The organism is Ruegeria sp. YTSA135 (assembly GCF_059610165.1).
Genome location: NZ_JBXWNC010000013.1, coordinates 53652 through 70247 on the forward strand (window position 1 = coordinate 53652; position 16596 = coordinate 70247).

Here is a 16596-nt window from a genome sequence, read left to right on the forward strand (position 1 = left end):
ATGGCGCAGCTTCTGATTGTTTACCATTCCCGCACTGGTGGAGCCCGGCAGATGGCCGAAGCGGCGGCTGAGGCCGGGCGAGACGAGGCGGATGTTGTTCTGACATTCGCAGATCAGGCCGGGCCGGAGGATTTGCTGGCCGCCGATGGCTATATCTTCTGTGCCCCGGAAAATTTGGCTGCGATTTCGGGTCTGATGAAGGAGTTTTTCGACAAATGTTATTATCCCGTGCTGGGCAGGATCGAAGGACGCCCCTATGCCCAGATGGTTTGCGCGGGGTCCGACGGAGAGAATGCCGCGCATCAGATCGCCCGGATCGCGACCGGTTGGCGGCTGAAAGAGGTGCAACCGCCTCTGATCCTGTGCACCCATGCGAAAACGTCCGAGGCGATACTGGCTGAAAAGACCATCCCTAAGGATCAATTGGAAAAATGCCGTGAGATCGGTGCTGCCTTGGCGGCTGGTCTCAGCCTTGGCGTGTTTTGAAGTTTAGTTCAGATCAACTACCATAGCGCCGTCATTCCAGCCATCGACATTGCACCGCGCCTGTATCTGAACCTGAGTGACTCCGTCTGGGATCACAACACCACTTAATGAGCGCGTAAACGGCTGCTCAGTCTCGTGCGGGTGATGCAGCACGCGCATGCCCAACTCGTTACCGTTCATGTCCAGAACACGCCAACCGTCAGCATAGTGATCCCAGCCTGTATCTGGGTGACGAATTGTGACATCGAAACGCCAAGTCTCACCGTTTTGACGGGCCGAGACGTTTTCGATCACAGCGGGATCGGCAAAGGCGGGGCTTGCCAGAAAGGCACTGAGAATCAGATAGCGCATAGAACGACGATAGGTGGCCTGCCTTATCCGCGCCATCATGACTTGGTGTTGGGCGGTAATTTCAGCAGCACCGAGCGTGAATGGGATGCAAATTCTCGCCGGTATAGCACTCCAAACGTCGCAACAGTTCCGATAATCAACGCGACCGGCCCTAAAATCCATGTGACCGAGGCCAGCGCGAAATAGGTGGCACGCAGGGCGCGATTAAAGCTGCGCGCCGCCGTCACGCATATTTCGGCAGCCTGTGCTGCACGGGGATAGGCCTGTGGGTCCTCGGGATCGTTTGGCACGGCGGCCATCATCACGGCGCAATAGCCAAAAAGGCGGTGTGCCCAGACATATTTCAGGAATGCGTTCGACAAGAAGACCAGAACCACCAGTATCTTGATCTCCCACACCAGCGCAGGTGCGCTGCCGATGGCAAGATCGCGCGCTACTCCCGCAAGGCGTTCTGTATTCCCCAACAGGGCCAGTCCGCCCCCGATCGCGATCATGGTGGTCGAGGCGAAGAATGTGCTGCCCTGCCGCATGCTGGCCACCACTTGCGCATCGAACATGCGCGGTTGACGCGTCACCATCTCATGCATCCAGTCGCGGCGGAAATCATCCATCATCATCGCGACGGATTTCCTGTTGGGCGAGGGGTTGTCGATCCGCCAACCGATCCACTGCCAGGCACAAAGCAGCAGCAGAATGGCGGCGTAGTCGAGCGGTGAAAACACCATGGCGCGTTCGATCCAAGTCATGGCCGTGACACTACGTTGAGATACGGAAACTTGCCAGATGGGTAAATTGGTAATATTACTTTACCAAACGTGAGGGATCGCCATGGATATGCCAACGCCAAACCCCGATATTTTGAACCGCAAAGCCTTGGTTTTGCGCAGGTTACAGCAAGTGTTGCCCGATGACGCCGTGATTCACGACCCTGCCGAGACGCGCGCCTATGAATGCGATGCATTGACGGCTTACCGCTGCCCTCCGATGCTGGCGGTTTTGCCATCAACCACGCAGCAGGTCTCGGACGTGCTGCGCATCTGCCATGAGGAAGGCGTGCCCGTTGTGCCGCGCGGTTCGGGCACGTCGCTGGCAGGCGGGGCGTTACCAACAGCAGATTGCGTTATCCTGGGCGTCGCCCGCATGAATGAGGTTCTGGAAACCGACTACGACAACCGGTTCATTCGCGTTCAGACCGGGCGCACCAACCTGAGCGTGACCGGCGCGGTTGAAGAAGAAGATTTCTTTTATGCCCCGGACCCGTCCTCGCAACTTGCCTGCGCCATCGCAGGAAACATCGCGATGAATTCTGGCGGGGCACACTGTCTGAAATACGGGGTGACTACCAATAACCTTCTGGGTGTAAAAATGGTCCTTATGGATGGCAGCGTGATCGAGATCGGCGGCGCGCATCTGGATGCGGGTGGGCTGGACCTGCTGGGTCTGATCTGTGGGTCGGAAGGTCAGTTAGGCGTAGTGACCGAGGCGACACTGCGCATTCTACGCAAGCCCGAAGGGGCGCGGCCCGTCTTAATGGGGTTCGATGACAATGAGGTGGCCGGGCAATGCGTGTCCGATATCATCAAGTCTGGCATTCTGCCTGTGGCGATCGAATTTATGGATACGCTGTGTATCAAGGCCTGCGAAAATTTCGCCCACGCGGGCTATCCCGACTGCACGGCGCTCCTGATTGTCGAGGTCGAGGGCTCGGAGGCTGAGATCGACGATCAGCTTGCAAAAATCATCGAGATCGCAAAACGCCATAACCCGGTGGAACTGCGCGAAAGCCAGTCAGCCGAGGAAAGCGCCAAAATCTGGTTGGGGCGGAAATCAGCGTTTGGCGCGATGGGGCAGATGAATGACTACATGTGTCTGGATGGCACAATCCCTGTGTCCTCTTTGCCCGAAGTGCTGCGCCGGATCGGAGAGTTGAGCAACGAATACGGCCTGCCCGTGGGAAATGTGTTCCATGCAGGCGATGGCAACATGCATCCCCTGATCCTGTTTGATGCCAACAAGCCCGGCGATCTAGAGAAATGCGAGGCTTTCGGCGCCGAAATCCTGAAGCTTTGCGTGGATGTTGGCGGTTGCCTGACGGGTGAGCATGGGGTTGGCATAGAAAAGCGGGATCTGATGTCTCATCAATACGCGCCGGCAGATCTGGAGGCGCAGATGGCGGTTAAGGATGTCTTCGACCCGAACTGGTTGCTGAATCCTGCCAAGGTATTTCCGCTGGCCGCATCCGAGGCGCGTCGTACGGCGCAAATAGCGGCAGAATAAGGCTCTAACAAAGAATGATTGCCATGAAACCTAGGACAGAAGCCGAACTGGCCGAAATGGTGGCCGGATTGCAAAACCCGGTGCGTATTGTCGGTGGTGGCACGCGTGGGGTGTCTGGCCCCGAAGCCGTGATCAATACCTCGGGTATCAACGGCATAACCCTGTATGAACCCGGCGCGCTGACGCTGGTGGCGCAGGCGGGAACGCCTGTGGCAGAAATCGAGGCCGCGTTGAATGCAGAGGGTCAGCAACTGGCGTTTGAACCGATGGATCATCGCGGATTGCTGGGTACGAAAGCAGAGCCAACCATTGGGGGCGTGGTCGCGGCCAATATCTCGGGCCCGCGTCGCATTCAGTCCGGGGCGTGCCGCGATTTCTTGCTTGGCGTGCGATATGTAGACGGGACAGGACAGGTTGTTAAGAATGGCGGTCGCGTGATGAAAAACGTGACCGGATACGATCTGGTCAAACTGATGGCGGGGTCTTGGGGCACGTTGGGCGTTCTGACCGAAGTATCGCTGAAGGTGCTGCCAAAGCCCGAGGCCGTTGCGACCCTTGCCGTTCGGGTCGCCGATATCGACAGGGCGGTTCAGGTCATGTCTGTTGGGCTGAATTCTCCGTTTCAGGTCAGCGGAGCGGCGTATGATCCGCAGGATGGCAACGCCTATCTCAGGGTCGAAGGATTTCAGGACTCGGTGTCTTACCGACTGGAACAGTTGACGCCGTTGCTTGCCAACATAGGGGAGGTAAGCGAGGTCGCTGATCCGATTGCCACGTGGCCTGCCATTCGTGATGTGCAGGCGTTTCATGATCAGGGCGGTGATGTCTGGCGGATTTCGGTCAAGCCAACCGACGCACCGGAAATTTCGGAACGGCTGGGCGCGGATCAGACCCTGTTCGATTGGGGTGGCGGCCTGATCTGGGCCCGTGTCCCGCAAGGCACCGATCTTCGCACAAGACTGGGGCACTTTGACGGACATGCCACGCTGGTGCGTGCCGCCGAGGAAACCGTCAAGGCGTTTGGTCGCTTCCAACCTGAACCGATGGCATTACAAGCTCTAACAAGGGGAATAAGACAGCGATTCGATCCTCGCGGTGTCTTTAATCCCGGACTGATGGGGTAGGGTGATGCAGACGACATTTACCAAAAAGCAGCTTCAAGATCCGGCGATCCAACGCTCAAACGAAATCTTGCGCAACTGCGTCCATTGCGGTTTTTGCACCGCCACCTGCCCGACCTACCAAGTTCTGGGCGACGAATTAGACAGCCCTCGCGGCCGCATCTATCTGATCAAGGACATGCTTGAGAATGAGCGTGTGCCCGACGAAAAAACGGTCAAACACATCGACCGCTGCCTGTCCTGTCTGGCCTGTATGACAACATGCCCGTCCGGCGTGCACTACATGCATCTGGTCGATCATGCGCGCGAATACATTGAGGCCAGGTATAGACGCCCCTTCACCGATCGTGCGTTGCGGTGGGTGCTGGCGCAGATTCTACCCTATCCGATGCGGTTCCGCTGGGCTCTGATCGGGGCCAAGCTGGGCCGACCATTTCGTTTTCTTGTCCCTGATGCGCGGTTGCGGGCGATGCTGGATATGGCGCCAAGACATATCCCTCCGGTCAGCCGAAATGATGACCCGCAAAGCTTTGCGCCCAAAGGACAGCGCCGAAAGCGCGTGGCGCTGATGACAGGATGTGCGCAGAAAGCTTTGAACACGGACATCAACGACGCCACGATCCGCTTGCTCACGCGGTTGGGGTGCGAGGTCGTGGTCGCCAACGGCGCCGGTTGTTGCGGTGCTTTGACCCATCACATGGGCAAGGTGGAAGACAGCCACAAGGCAGCCGCCGCCAATATCAGAGCGTGGACTTCCGAAATGGACGGGGATGGTCTGGACGCAATTGTCATCAACACCTCGGGCTGTGGGACAACTGTTAAGGACTACGGGCATATGTTCCGCAATGATCCGCTGGCAGAGGACGCTGCGCGTATTTCGGATATCGCAATGGATATCAGCGAGCTGCTGGTCCAGTTGGACCTGCCGGCAGGGGCCAACAAAGGTATGACGGTTGCCTACCACGCAGCGTGTTCCTTGCAGCACGGTCAAAAGGTAAAGATGCATCCCAAAAGCCTGCTAAAAAAAGCGGGATTCACCGTGTTAGAGCCTGCTGACAGTCATCTGTGCTGCGGTAGTGCAGGGACCTACAACTTGATGCAGCCCAAAATTTCGGGGCAGTTGAAACGGCGTAAAGTCAAAACTCTTGAGGCAAAAAACCCCGATGTGATCGCTGCGGGTAATATTGGCTGCATGATGCAGATCGGGTCGGGCACTGATATCCCAATCCTGCACACGGTCGAGCTGTTGGATTGGGCCACCGGCGGACCCGTACCGCGGGCTTTGCAACAGGACAACGTGCCGGCGGTTCCGATCCTCAGATAGGCTGTCTGGTGCCGCGGTGCATCACTTGGATTTGAAAACCAGATCTGAACCCGTCGCCCTATTTTCGCCCCACACCAACCGTAGGGATAAAAGCAAGCAACAACGCCGGAGAACCGCTTGCGAAACTGGATCAAGGCTTTAGCGCTGGCTCTGACGCCGATGGCGGCGATGGCGCAGGATAGCGGGCTGAAAAGCCTCGACACCACCGATGCCGGGCGGGCTTGGATGGCCGTCGGCCGCTTGGACATCAACGGGGTGGGCTTTTGCACCGGCACGCTGATCTCACCGACATTGGTTCTGACGGCCGCGCATTGTTTATATGACAAGGCCACAGGACAACGGATCGACTTGTCAGAGATTGAGTTCCTTGCCGCTTGGCGTTTGGGTCGGGCGTCGGCCTATCGCGCGGCGCGGCAGGCGGTTGTGCATCCCGATTATCGTTATGAAAACGAGACATCGACCGCGCGACTGCGCAATGACATTGCATTGATCGAGCTGTGGCAACCCATTCGCAACACGACCGTGATCCCCTTTGAAACCGGTGATCGCCCGGGCCACGGAGAAGAGGTTGGCGTGGTTTCGTACGGGCGGGATCGGGCCGAAGCGCCCGCGCTGCAAGAAGTCTGTTCGGTCATGACCCGTCGGTCGGATGTTTTGGTGATGTCCTGCGACGTCGAGTTCGGCTCGTCCGGGGCACCGGTTTTTTCATTCGCGGGCGAGCGTCCACGTATCGTGTCTGTCGTGGCCGCAAAGGCCGAATTTGACGGCCAACGCGTTTCAGTCGGCACCCCGGTCGCAGGATCGCTGCATCTGTTGCAGGCTGAATTGTCGGCAGGCCGTGGGTTTCGGGCACAGATCTCCGAAGGCGTGACCAAAAAGAACATCGGCGCGAGGTTCATCAAACCATGATACGTCTGATGCTTGGCGCCGTTATGTGCCTGTCTGTCCTGTCAACCGCATCCTTTGCGCAAAGCGCCAAGCGAAAACTGACTGATCGAGAAGACCTGTACGGATGGGAAGCCATTGGTCGGCTGGATATTGGCGATCAGGGCTTTTGCACCGGTACTTTGATCGCGCAGGATTTGGTTCTGACAGCGGCCCATTGCGCGGTTGAGAAAAGGACAGGTCAGATCTATGCGCCCGGCAAGCTGATGTTTCGGGCTGGCCTGAGTGCGGGAAAAGCGTTGGCGGACCGCAAAGTGGTTCAGATTGCAATACATCCGGACTACGTCCACTTGCCAGAGCTGTCCGCGGCCTCCGTTCGGGCGGACGTGGCTTTGATGCGGCTGGAACACCCCATTCCCTACTCTGTCGCCGATCCCTTCGCCTTGCATAGCGGCCGCGTGGCTGGGAACGAGGTTAGTCTCGCATCATATGGGCGTGGCCGGTCAGAGGCGATCACACGTGAGCGGTCGTGTCGAATACTGCAACGCCAGCAGGGTTTGATTTCATTCAATTGCGATATCACCTTTGGCTCGTCCGGTTCGGCACTGCTGGCCCGGAACGGCCCGCGCTGGCAGATTCTGTCGGTCGTGTCCGCAGTGGGAACCGATGGTCGCCAAAAAGTTGGATACGGAATGGAACTGGCTGGAATCGTTGCGGAACTCAAGGCCGATCTGCGGCGAAATGCGCCACAGCCCAAGGCCGCGATCCGACGGCTGCAGGTCGGGTCGGGAAAGTCGAACTCGGGCGCGAAATTCATCTCATCCGGCGGGTCTTGAACTCGGCCAAAACGCTTCCCATTTCAATCTTGCCGGGTCGCCAATAACGGGGCTTGGCAATCTCAGTCGCCCGTCCAAACGGAGGGCGTAATACAGATCGCTCAAACATGAGGATATGACACATGCGTAGTTTTGATTTTGCACCGCTGCACCGCGCCACAATTGGTTTTGACCAGATCGCCGACATGATGGATCGCGTTCTGACCAATGACGTGGCCCAGCCCACCTATCCGCCCTATAATATCGAAAAAACCGATGCCGACACCTATCGTATTTCGATTGCTGTTGCCGGTTTCTCGGAAACTGACCTGTCGGTCGAAGTCAAGGAAAACGCTCTGATCGTTGCGGGCAAAAAAGCCGCTGAGGATAAAGAGCGGAGCTATCTGCATCGCGGAATTGCCACCCGCGCGTTCGAGCGCCGCTTTGCCCTGGCCGACCACGTGCGCGTGACGGGCGCAAGCCACGAGGATGGGATGCTGAACATCGACCTGAAGCGCGAGGTGCCAGAAGCCCTTAAGCCGCGTCGGATCGAAATCTCTTCGGCGAAAGCCATCGAAAAGGATGTGGTCGACGCCAAAGCCGTAAACTAAGGCGGTCGACATTAACGAAGCGATGATCCTGTCCTCTTTGGATCATCGCACCATACGCCCCGCGTTCCTCCAGGCGCGGGGCGTTGTATTTATTACCCACGTGGTAAGACTGATCATGCATCGCACAATTGCTGCAGGCGTCTGCGCCCTTTGCCTATAGGAGCGTTGTCAAGTTAGGCCAACGCTTGCAGGCGCTGGCCAAAACTGGATCACACGGACAGACAGATGTATTTCATCTCAAGGTAGTCTTCCATGCCGTGGTGGCTGCCTTCACGTCCAAGGCCGGATTGCTTGACGCCCCCGAACGGGCCCAATTCGGTTGAGATGATGCCCGTGTTCACACCGACGATGCCGTATTCCAGTGCCTCTGCCACTTTGTAGACGCGGCTCAGATCTTTGGCATAGAAATACGAAGCCAGACCAAAGATGGTGTCATTGGCCATGGCGATCACGTCATCTTCGTCTTCGAACTTGAACAAAGGGGCAAGCGGGCCAAAGGTTTCGTCCTGTGCCACCATCATGTCCTGAGTCACATCGGTTACGATGGTCGGCTGGAAGAAGGTGCCGCCCAGATCGTGGGGCAATCCGCCGGTCAGAATCGCGCCGCCCTTGTCGGTGACGTCCTGAATGTGTTCCTGCACCTTGGCGACAGCATCATCGTTGATCAGCGGGCCGGTTGTGGTGCCCTCGGACAGGCCATCGCCAACCTTCAACGCCTCTACCGCGGTTTTGAGTTTGGCAGCAAACTCATCGTAGACACCGGCCTGCACATAGATACGGTTGGCGCAGACGCAAGTCTGACCGTTGTTGCGGAACTTGCACAGCATCGCACCTTCGACGGCCGCATCCAGATCAGCATCGTCGAACACGATGAACGGAGCGTTGCCGCCCAATTCCATCGAGCATTTCATGACTTGATCAGCCGCCTGACGCAGCAGGATGCGGCCCACTTCGGTCGAACCGGTAAAGGTCAGCTTACGCACGCCGGGGTTTTCGCAGAATTCCTTACCCACCTCGCTGGCACTTGATGACGGTACAACGTTGAACACGCCAGCCGGGATACCTGCCTGTTCGGCCAACACCGCTAAAACCAGTGCCGACAAAGGGGTTTCCATTGCCGGGCGCGCAACAAAAGCGCAGCCCGCAGCCAGCGCTGGTCCGGCCTTGCGGGTAATCATCGCGTTGGGGAAGTTCCATGGCGTGATCGATGCTGCAACACCGATGGGCTGTTTAAGCACCATAATCCGTTTGTCGCGTTGGTGCCCGGGGATGGTTTCACCGTAGACGCGCTTGGCCTCTTCACCGAAAAATTCAATGAACGAGGCGCCATACCCGATCTCACCAATGGCTTCGGCCAGCGGTTTGCCTTGTTCAGCGGTTAGGATCTTGCCCAGATCCTCGGCGTTTTCCATCATTAGATCAAACCAGCGACGCAGGATCGTGGCGCGCTCTTTTCCGGTCAGTTTGGCCCATTCCTTCTGCGCAGCCTCGGCCTGTGCAATCGCACCAGCGACCTGGGCGCGGCTGACATCGGCCACCTCGGCGACCACGTCACCGCGTGCGGGGTTGGTTACCGCGAAGGTGCCATTGTCACCCTCTACCCACTGACCACCGATATAGGCTTTGGTCGCAAGCAGGTCGGGGTTTTTCAAAATGGATTTCAGATCGGTTGTTGCGTCCAGCATGGGTCAGCCTCCGGCAGGAATTTTGTTCAACGCACCCAATCAGGTGGTGTCTGGATTGTCTATGCCCACTATGCAAAGCGGATCAATCCAGATTTGATCAACAAACGCAGGTATCAGGTCAGAACATCGCGCCTATCTTTTTGAGACCGAGTTTGTCACAGTTTGCGGGAATTTTGGACTCACGGGGATGTAAATCAGCGTAACATTCCCTATCTTATTGGGTAATTGAAGAAAAAAGGGATAGCAGTGATGTCGAACCACCAATTTGACGCCTTGATCGAAGAAACTCAGGCGAAAGTGCGGGAAAGCCAATCGCAGATTGAAGGGCTGACATCCCGGATCGAAGCGGCCCGAACCAAGATCGGCACGGCCGAGGCGGATATCGACATCGAAAACGCAACGCTCGAAGACGTGCACGCCCATACCGAGGTGATGAACGCCAACATCGCCGAGTTGATCATGGGTCTGGATGACGTCACCAACGCGTTTTCCAAGGATTTTGACGAGATGCGCTCGAAAACCGGCTGGGAATCGTTTGTTGGCATCTTCTCGAAAGGCAAATCCGAGTCGATGCGGCAAGAGAGGATGCGCACGGCTAATATCGACGACAAGCTGCAGGACCTGATCGCCAAATCAGACGTGATCGTGAAACTGCTGGAAGGGCAGCTGGCGGTGCTCGAAGAGCAGCGTGTCAAGGTCGAGGATAATCTGACCGGCACGCTGGATGACCGTGAGGCGACCGTTGCGGAACTCGAGGCGCTGCGGGCTGAGATTCAGAGTATGGACCCAACCATTATTACGCTGGAAAACAAGATCAGCGTCGAACAGGACGCTGCCGCGCGTACCCAGCTGGAGACCGAACTGGCCGAGCTGAACAAGCAATACAACGCCAAGGTTCAGGAAGAGCAGGTCAAGCTGGCCAAGTCTCAGACGCTGGAGCGGTATATCGAAAAGGGCAAGACCTGGGTCGATTCACTGCAGAACCAGGCGGCGACGCAGATGGTGCTGATCAACAAGCTACAGACAGACACCCAACAGCGCGTGGTGCTCTATGACGCCCTCACCAAATCGCTGAAAACCGCGCAGCAGCAGGACGTGGCGCACCGCATCAACGAGATCGGCGTGCAGACAGACCAAGAGGCGCAAACCGCCATGGCCGCCATCGGCACCGCGACCAACCAGAAAATGGCCGACATGCTTGAGGCGCATGAGGACCACATGGTCTTTGCCCGCGACGTGTTGGAGAAAAAGGCCAAGGCGGACGAACGCTTTGCCCGCCGGTTCGCGTCGATTGTCGAGAAGCACGATAAGAATTTGTATGGGGGTTAATCCTCGATGGTTCGATTGGGTCGGACTAGCTCAACACTCAAATTCTTGGCTTCGTTCTTGGGGCTTGGCGCCATCGGAGTGTTGCTTTGTGTGGGATCATGTGTGATCGCAATACGAGCTTTTGGTTCGGACGCTTTGATCACCGAGGTCGTCATAGTCTTGGCCAGTTTGGCGCTCATCGCTTATGGTTTTTGGTTGTTCATTTGGTTCCACAGAAAGGGGAGCGAGCTTGATCGAAAATACCGCCCTTGGGCCTACGACAAGTTTGGTAACCCAAAATGACTAACCCCACCCAAGACCATGTCGGCCTGACCGACACTTTCGCTTCGCGCCGCTATTTCCGCAAATTCGAGGTGATCACCATCCACCTCCTACGTGTGGCTGCTACGATGGAGGCTGAGGGCGCGATCAGCAAGCAAGAGGTGCGGATCGTGTCGCGCTACCTCTCGGGGCTGCTGTACACCTTCCGCGCGCTCAGCATGAAATACCTGCTGGTCGGGCGCGATACGGGGCGGTTCTTTGGCAGCCTCGCCATGGACAAGCGCGACAGTGGATTTCCGGTGGCGGCCGAACTGCTGACCATGGCCAATGACGCGCAGCAGGCGCGGGTGCACCTTGAGAATATGCCCTCGGAAGATGATCTGAAAACCGACATGGTCCGCACCATCATCAGCGACCGCGAAATTCCAACAAAACTGCAATTCGCGCTGTCCCAAAGGCTCTATTATGAGGAATTATTGAAAGGTCAGCTGTTCTGGTCTCGCAACGATCCCGAATGTCACTGGATCGGTAATGAAGGCGAGCGGCGCAAGTTCATGATCCACTGGGCGGTCTATGACAGCCAGATCAACCTGCCGGTCATCTACCTGATGCAGTTGGAGGACAGCGGCAAAACGGCTTTGCCCAAGGACCAGCGCCGCTGGCCCGAGGTGCAGGCGCATCTGATGGCGCAGTCCCTAGGCGGGCTGAAATTGCTGACCATCGCCAAAGGGTTCGATCAAGATTTCGACGACCTGCACCCCAAACACCTGCGCCGCATCCATGTGGGGCCGATGTATTCTTCGGCTTATACCGAGCAATCCGGCCCCTTGCGGCAGGTGCTCGAGGACGCTCAGGCGCCTCAGGAGCAGGACTGGGCGCTGGCATGGACCACGGAAGAGTTGGCAAGCGAAGAGGTCATCGAAGAACGCACCGGGTGGTTTTCCACTGTCGAGCGCGAGGTCTTTGCCCTCGACCCGTTCGGCGGGCAGGGGGCCGAGACCGGCGCCACGCGCACCCAACGGTCCATTATCCTGCCGCAGCGCCCGTTTCAGGTTCTGGCCGAACGCAATCCGCCGGGTTTTGCTGATGTGCAGAAATTCGTCGTCAGCGCGACTGGGCAAGTCCTGAGATACTAAAGACACAAAGGCGGTTTTGAGATGAGTTTGACGTCTGATCAGATGGAATTGCGCGAGGCGGATATTCGCAAGCATTATCCCGCGGCCACCGCCTTGCTGAACGGGTTTGAACACGCGCCGCGGATTGCCAAACCCGTTGAGACCTCGACGGAACGGTCGCCGGGTGTGTCAACCGGGCGGCGGTTCCGGTCGACCACGCCGGGGCTTGTCACACGCCGGACCGCACGCGCGGACGGGGTGCATCTGGTTGAGCGGATCGAGGCCTCGGATGAGGGCGATGCGCTGGTCTCGCCGCCGCAAGCCACCGCGCAGCAGGCTATTCGCCGTGCCATTTCAATCGCGCTGGCCGTGGCCGAGGCCTATGCAGACCAGACCCCGCTGGCCGATTTGAAGCGCGCCAATCTGGCCGGAGACTTGCCAGCCGCGCGCAAGACCGAATTCTCTGGGCTGCTTACGGCTGAGGCGTTGGTCACGCTACATACATTCGGCAACGCACTGGCCTATTTGATGTCCTCGCATCTGGGGGAAACTACGGTCGACATTGGCGAAGTCCAGGAGGTCCTGACCGATAACGGCCAACTCGCTCTGCACGGTGCGTTGTGGGAATTGGATCAGACGCTGGCCAAACACGCCCCGGACGACGCGCACCTGATCGCGGCCACCAGCGCCTATGCCGAACAACTGATGGACAAGGCCGCCCTGCGCGCAGGGTCCGCTGGCCATCTGGCTCCGTTCCAGAACGCCGCGTGGCATATCGAAGCCGATGATCTGACGATCCGGGGCTTTGAACCCGCATCGAAAGCCAAATCCACCACCCTCACTATGACGTTCAAGAAACCGAACGAGGTGGTGGGCAACCATATTGCCAAGTATCAGGCGATGAAGCTGGCCAAGATGCTGATGGCCTATGATTTCGAGCGTCGCCTGAACCCGTTCGCGGAACTCGGCGGGTTCATCTTTACCTTCATGGGCGACGGCCAGCCGGGCACCGGCAAGACCACGCTGATCCAGATGATGGCCGGGCTGATCAATGATTATTGCCAGAACGCGGGCTATCCGTTCCGCTATCAGAACCTGAGCACCGACAATATCGACAGCTATCAGGGCAAATCCGGCCAGAACGCCAAGGCATTCATCAACACGATCATCGACCCCTCGGTCATCGGCTTTGGCACCATCGACGATATCGACCAGCTGGCCGGCAAACGCGGCGACCGGCAGTCCAGCGCTGGGCAGCTGGAAATCACCGCGGTGTTGATGGAGAGCTTTGCGGGGGCCAACACCGTCGTGCGCGGCAACTGCACCTTTGGCATGTTTTCGAACTACCCCGAGAATGTGGACGACGCCCTGCGCCAGCGGGCGGGCGCGCGGTTCCTGGTGGACGGACCGCAGACGCGTGAGGATTACATCGACATTCTGCACCTGCTGATGGGCCGCAACCACGACATCCCGCTGGGCGAACACGACGCCTATGCCGCGCAGGAAATCAAAAAGGCCGTCGCCGCCAGTTTCGAAAGCCACGCCCGCCCGCATGAGGACGCCTTGCTGCAGGTCTATGACCGGGTCTCCGGCGAGATCGGCCAGATGGATACGATTGCCAAGATGGGCACCTACCTCAAGGCGATCCAACAGGCGGATGAGCGGTTCACCGGCCGCGCGATCAAGAACATCACCGATGCGGTGAAAGTCCGCGCGATGGATTTCGAACTGCCTGATGAGTGGATGGAAAACCCCGACCTGTTCCTGTTCCGCGACTACGACACCAAGAAGGCCATGATCGAGGACCTGCGCCAGCCGATCACGGTTGAGATGGTGATGCAAGAGATCAACCGCTACGCCGACAGCGAGTTCCGCTATGCCGACAAGAGCGACGAGGTTGCCATCGAGAACGCCGTCCGTGAGATGGGCCGGATGGAAGAGGCCAAGCGGCGGTATCTGGAGGGTAAGGGGTGACTGAAAGTCTAGTCCACTTCCATGAGTTTAATCTGAAGAAGTCTGATCTTGGTTCGATGACCAAGGAAGAGATAGCTGTATTGGGTATGCTGTCTTACATCTGTAATGAACTTAACGTTTTCGCGCGGTTCCTCAGGCTTACGGAGCGGCAGGACGACGAAAGAGGTCCAGTAAAATTTGCATCGGATCTTCAGTTCCATGTGGTCCTGAGAACGTTATCTTCCCGCGTTTTTGAGGCATACGAGTTCCTCAAAGAAGCAACCAAGAAAACTGAAAAGCTAGATCCGGAAATGCTGGCGCTCATCCAAAAAAGTACGGAAGAAATTGAAAGATTGGGCGCTTCGGAAGGTCACGCAATAAACCGCAACATTAGAAACGAAACGAGCTTTCACTATAAACTTAATACGGCCCTAAAAAATGCAGGAAGTCTGCCCTGCGATGCAGATGCATCAGTCTATGTCAATTCTCTGGACGGCAACACATACTTCGTGTTCGGAGAAAGCTTGGTGTTTTTTGAAAGACTGCGAAGGTTCTCCGCTGCTGACAAGAAATTTGAAGACCCTGAGATACTGGCAGAAAGCTGGATAAAATGGTCTTTAGAGGTCGTTATGCTTATCAAAGACTTACAAGCGAATTTGTTTGGTATCGTTCTGGATAGGGCGAAGAAAGTACCGAGGAAAACCCACTACTTCGTAAAATCCGAAGACGTCGCAAAGGATAAGCGTGCAGTAATGCCAGTATTTATACAGAGCGGACAATGATCCGCCTCATCGAAAAAGGCCTGATGTTCGGCAATCTCGTCCACATCTCCAGCCCGGCTCTGGTCGAGCGGTATAACCGCGCGCTGCAGCATTTGGCGGGCAAGACCACGGCGTTGACGGATTTCCATGTCGATATCTCGGGCTATTCGCCGGAGGTGGGGATTGAGCTGGACGACCCGCTCTACCTCAACCCCAACGGGGTCAATCGGCAGTTCATCCTGCTGACGACCGAGCAGAAACGCAGCCCCCTGCTGAACGTCAAATTCTCGACCTCGCGCGATATCCTGCGCGAATTCATCGAGATGAACGAGGCGCAACTGTTTGCCCTGACCGCCACCGATGCGGTGGCCGGCGAGCTGGTGAACTCGGTCTTCAAACTCACCACCCCGCGCGACCTGCTGAACCTGCGCAAGATCGAAATCGAAGCTGACACCGCAGGCGGCACCCTGCGCAAGGCGCAGCAACTGGCGGGCATGGTCGAACGGTTCAAAACCGAAGAGGATGCATGGTTCGACGATGTGCTGATCGCCAAGATGATCGAAACCGCCAAGGAAACCGGAGACGTCACCCGCAACCCTGTCCGCCTGCGTCACACAGCTTTTGAGCAGCGCAATTTCTGGACGGCGCATTTCGGTGGGCTCTACCTGTTCCCCGACGTCGATCACCCGGCGGCGATTTGCGTGGGCGATATACCAGATGACCTGCCGATCAAACACGTCTTCACCTCGTCCCAGCGAAACCAGATTGCCAAGTTTCTTGATTACAACGATCTGGTCGAACCCATCGTCAAGGCACGTGGTGTGGATGCCACCGCGATTTTACAGCAGAAGATGGATTTCCTGACGATCGACGCCGCGGCAAATGCAGGTGTCGATCTGACTGGGCTGGACCGCAGCGACATGCGGCGTCTGGCCCGCAACCACTCGGACCAACTGCCCGACGCGTATCACGGCCTGGCGCAACTGCTGCGCTGGGCGAGTGATGGTGGGCCTTGGCCGCGCATCACCTCGGATCATCCGGCCTATTTCTATACGCTTAGGGCCACAGATACGCCGAACCGCGATCTGGTGAACATGTTGCTGGCCGAATTGGCACCACTGGACCCGCGGCAGATGTTCATCTGTCACAAAGAGCTATTCTATCGTACCTACGCCATGTGGTCCGAAGCCAAAAAAGCCTATGTTGCCGATTTCCTCGCCCGCGAGTATCAGGTGGACAAGGCAGGCGCCCGTGCCGCGCTGTTCGGCCATGAACCGGATATGGATGGCGCGGATCGGGTCAGCGATGACATCATCGCGCGCGTCGGTCCCTGGGGCGCTGTTGGGAGAGGTTGAATGTTCGTCGCACTGCGCTTTTTGGTACCCTTGCTGATCATTCTGACGGTCCTCTATGTTGGTGTTTCGATCTATTCCCGTTGGGTTCGACGCGGTAAGCTGATTGCTCATTGGGAAAAAAAGGGTCTGACCGGTGATCGCGACGCTTTTATTCGGCGCGGCCTGGAAAAATACGATGGGTCTATGCGCCGCAAGCTGATCCTCGGGATTTACGTGGTGCCGCTAAGCCTGATTGCGATCCTGATTTACGTTACGAATTTCATGTGA

The 16596-nt window shown here is 57.4% G+C and carries 17 protein-coding genes; 13 read left to right on the plus strand and 4 right to left on the minus strand.

Annotated elements, in window-relative coordinates; translation table 11 throughout:
• Nucleotides 1-486: a flavodoxin family protein gene (locus AC2FIT_RS16255; RefSeq protein ID WP_496831157.1), complete on the plus strand. Its 486-nt coding sequence runs from the start codon at nucleotides 1-3 to the stop codon at nucleotides 484-486.
• Nucleotides 487-489: 3 nt separating this feature from the next.
• On the opposite strand, the gene AC2FIT_RS16260 is transcribed toward AC2FIT_RS16255, so the two are convergent.
• Together AC2FIT_RS16260 and AC2FIT_RS16265 are read right to left on the minus strand one after the other, a co-directional pair.
• Nucleotides 490-837, minus strand: a complete 348-nt coding sequence (locus AC2FIT_RS16260; RefSeq protein WP_496831092.1) for a hypothetical protein — start codon at nucleotides 835-837, stop codon at nucleotides 490-492.
• 35 nt (nucleotides 838-872) lie between these two features.
• Nucleotides 873-1583 carry a DUF599 domain-containing protein gene (locus AC2FIT_RS16265; RefSeq protein ID WP_496831093.1) on the minus strand — a complete coding sequence of 237 codons (711 nt, stop codon included), beginning with the start codon at nucleotides 1581-1583 and terminating at the stop codon, nucleotides 873-875.
• An 82-nt stretch (nucleotides 1584-1665) separates the two neighbouring features.
• Here AC2FIT_RS16265 and AC2FIT_RS16270 point away from each other — a divergent pair, with 82 nt between their 5' ends.
• The 6 genes from AC2FIT_RS16270 to AC2FIT_RS16295 all read left to right on the plus strand — a co-directional run bounded on the left by AC2FIT_RS16270 (nucleotide 1666) and on the right by AC2FIT_RS16295 (nucleotide 7870).
• Complete coding sequence (locus AC2FIT_RS16270) at nucleotides 1666-3114, plus strand: FAD-linked oxidase C-terminal domain-containing protein (protein ID WP_496831094.1); 1449 nt, start codon at nucleotides 1666-1668, stop codon at nucleotides 3112-3114.
• 23 nt (nucleotides 3115-3137) lie between these two features.
• Nucleotides 3138-4238, plus strand: coding sequence for an FAD-binding protein (locus tag AC2FIT_RS16275; protein ID WP_496831095.1), 1101 nt, complete (start codon nucleotides 3138-3140; stop codon nucleotides 4236-4238).
• Nucleotides 4239-4242: 4 nt separating this feature from the next.
• Nucleotides 4243-5559 (plus strand): glycolate oxidase subunit GlcF, encoded by a 1317-nt coding sequence (glcF, locus tag AC2FIT_RS16280; protein ID WP_496831096.1) that lies wholly within the window; start codon nucleotides 4243-4245, stop codon nucleotides 5557-5559.
• Nucleotides 5560-5676: 117 nt separating this feature from the next.
• The gene (locus AC2FIT_RS16285; protein ID WP_496831097.1) at nucleotides 5677-6468 is read left to right on the plus strand and encodes a trypsin-like serine peptidase; all 792 of its coding nucleotides are present in this window, start codon (nucleotides 5677-5679) and stop codon (nucleotides 6466-6468) included.
• On the plus strand, nucleotides 6465-7280 hold the full coding sequence (locus AC2FIT_RS16290) for a trypsin-like serine peptidase (RefSeq protein WP_496831098.1): 816 nt from the start codon (nucleotides 6465-6467) through the stop codon (nucleotides 7278-7280). Before AC2FIT_RS16285 ends, AC2FIT_RS16290 begins: the two co-directional genes overlap by 4 nt.
• Nucleotides 7281-7402: 122 nt before the next feature.
• Nucleotides 7403-7870, plus strand: coding sequence for an Hsp20 family protein (locus tag AC2FIT_RS16295; protein ID WP_496831099.1), 468 nt, complete (start codon nucleotides 7403-7405; stop codon nucleotides 7868-7870).
• 209 nt (nucleotides 7871-8079) lie between these two features.
• Here AC2FIT_RS16295 and AC2FIT_RS16300 read toward each other — a convergent pair whose 3' ends face one another.
• Nucleotides 8080-9555 (minus strand): NAD-dependent succinate-semialdehyde dehydrogenase, encoded by a 1476-nt coding sequence (locus AC2FIT_RS16300; protein WP_496831100.1) that lies wholly within the window; start codon nucleotides 9553-9555, stop codon nucleotides 8080-8082.
• A gap of 249 nt (nucleotides 9556-9804) precedes the next feature.
• Between AC2FIT_RS16300 and AC2FIT_RS16305 the strand changes: the two genes are divergently transcribed.
• Nucleotides 9805-10884 (plus strand): hypothetical protein, encoded by a 1080-nt coding sequence (locus AC2FIT_RS16305; protein ID WP_496831101.1) that lies wholly within the window; start codon nucleotides 9805-9807, stop codon nucleotides 10882-10884.
• Here the strand turns inward: AC2FIT_RS16305 and AC2FIT_RS16310 are convergent.
• A complete protein-coding gene (locus tag AC2FIT_RS16310) occupies nucleotides 10881-11063 on the minus strand; it encodes a hypothetical protein (RefSeq protein WP_496831102.1) in 183 nt (60 codons plus the stop codon). The two genes, AC2FIT_RS16305 and AC2FIT_RS16310, sit on opposite strands and share 4 nt — an antisense overlap.
• A gap of 99 nt (nucleotides 11064-11162) precedes the next feature.
• On the opposite strand from AC2FIT_RS16310, the gene AC2FIT_RS16315 reads away from it, so the two are divergent.
• From AC2FIT_RS16315 to AC2FIT_RS16335, 5 genes are read left to right on the plus strand one after another with little or no spacing between them, the layout of a single operon-like run.
• Nucleotides 11163-12281 carry a hypothetical protein gene (locus AC2FIT_RS16315; RefSeq protein ID WP_496831103.1) on the plus strand — a complete coding sequence of 373 codons (1119 nt, stop codon included), beginning with the start codon at nucleotides 11163-11165 and terminating at the stop codon, nucleotides 12279-12281.
• 21 nt (nucleotides 12282-12302) lie between these two features.
• Nucleotides 12303-14234 (plus strand): AAA family ATPase, encoded by a 1932-nt coding sequence (locus AC2FIT_RS16320; RefSeq protein WP_496831104.1) that lies wholly within the window; start codon nucleotides 12303-12305, stop codon nucleotides 14232-14234.
• 56 nt (nucleotides 14235-14290) lie between these two features.
• Entirely contained in the window at nucleotides 14291-14995 is a 705-nt protein-coding gene (locus AC2FIT_RS16325; RefSeq protein ID WP_496831105.1) for a hypothetical protein, read from the plus strand.
• Nucleotides 14992-16329, plus strand: coding sequence for a DUF6638 family protein (locus AC2FIT_RS16330; protein ID WP_496831106.1), 1338 nt, complete (start codon nucleotides 14992-14994; stop codon nucleotides 16327-16329). The genes AC2FIT_RS16325 and AC2FIT_RS16330 overlap by 4 nt, the downstream gene beginning before the upstream one ends.
• Nucleotides 16330-16596, plus strand: a complete 267-nt coding sequence (locus AC2FIT_RS16335; RefSeq protein ID WP_068338475.1) for a hypothetical protein — start codon at nucleotides 16330-16332, stop codon at nucleotides 16594-16596. It abuts the gene before it with no gap.

What these genes read in the sequence shown, in the direction of transcription:
- AC2FIT_RS16255 (WP_496831157.1), top strand. Translation starts at nt 1, where the DNA reads ATGGCGCAGCTTCTGATTGTTTACCATTCCCGCACTGGTGGAGCCCGG.
- AC2FIT_RS16260 (WP_496831092.1), bottom strand. Translation starts at nt 837, where the DNA reads ATGCGCTATCTGATTCTCAGTGCCTTTCTGGCAAGCCCCGCCTTTGCC.
- AC2FIT_RS16265 (WP_496831093.1), bottom strand. Translation starts at nt 1,583, where the DNA reads ATGACTTGGATCGAACGCGCCATGGTGTTTTCACCGCTCGACTACGCC.
- AC2FIT_RS16270 (WP_496831094.1), top strand. Translation starts at nt 1,666, where the DNA reads ATGGATATGCCAACGCCAAACCCCGATATTTTGAACCGCAAAGCCTTG.
- AC2FIT_RS16275 (WP_496831095.1), top strand. Translation starts at nt 3,138, where the DNA reads ATGAAACCTAGGACAGAAGCCGAACTGGCCGAAATGGTGGCCGGATTG.
- glcF (WP_496831096.1), top strand. Translation starts at nt 4,243, where the DNA reads ATGCAGACGACATTTACCAAAAAGCAGCTTCAAGATCCGGCGATCCAA.
- AC2FIT_RS16290 (WP_496831098.1), top strand. Translation starts at nt 6,465, where the DNA reads ATGATACGTCTGATGCTTGGCGCCGTTATGTGCCTGTCTGTCCTGTCA.
- AC2FIT_RS16295 (WP_496831099.1), top strand. Translation starts at nt 7,403, where the DNA reads ATGCGTAGTTTTGATTTTGCACCGCTGCACCGCGCCACAATTGGTTTT.
- AC2FIT_RS16300 (WP_496831100.1), bottom strand. Translation starts at nt 9,555, where the DNA reads ATGCTGGACGCAACAACCGATCTGAAATCCATTTTGAAAAACCCCGAC.
- AC2FIT_RS16305 (WP_496831101.1), top strand. Translation starts at nt 9,805, where the DNA reads ATGTCGAACCACCAATTTGACGCCTTGATCGAAGAAACTCAGGCGAAA.
- AC2FIT_RS16310 (WP_496831102.1), bottom strand. Translation starts at nt 11,063, where the DNA reads ATGAGCGCCAAACTGGCCAAGACTATGACGACCTCGGTGATCAAAGCG.
- AC2FIT_RS16315 (WP_496831103.1), top strand. Translation starts at nt 11,163, where the DNA reads ATGACTAACCCCACCCAAGACCATGTCGGCCTGACCGACACTTTCGCT.
- AC2FIT_RS16320 (WP_496831104.1), top strand. Translation starts at nt 12,303, where the DNA reads ATGAGTTTGACGTCTGATCAGATGGAATTGCGCGAGGCGGATATTCGC.
- AC2FIT_RS16325 (WP_496831105.1), top strand. Translation starts at nt 14,291, where the DNA reads ATGACCAAGGAAGAGATAGCTGTATTGGGTATGCTGTCTTACATCTGT.
- AC2FIT_RS16330 (WP_496831106.1), top strand. Translation starts at nt 14,992, where the DNA reads ATGATCCGCCTCATCGAAAAAGGCCTGATGTTCGGCAATCTCGTCCAC.
- AC2FIT_RS16335 (WP_068338475.1), top strand. Translation starts at nt 16,330, where the DNA reads ATGTTCGTCGCACTGCGCTTTTTGGTACCCTTGCTGATCATTCTGACG.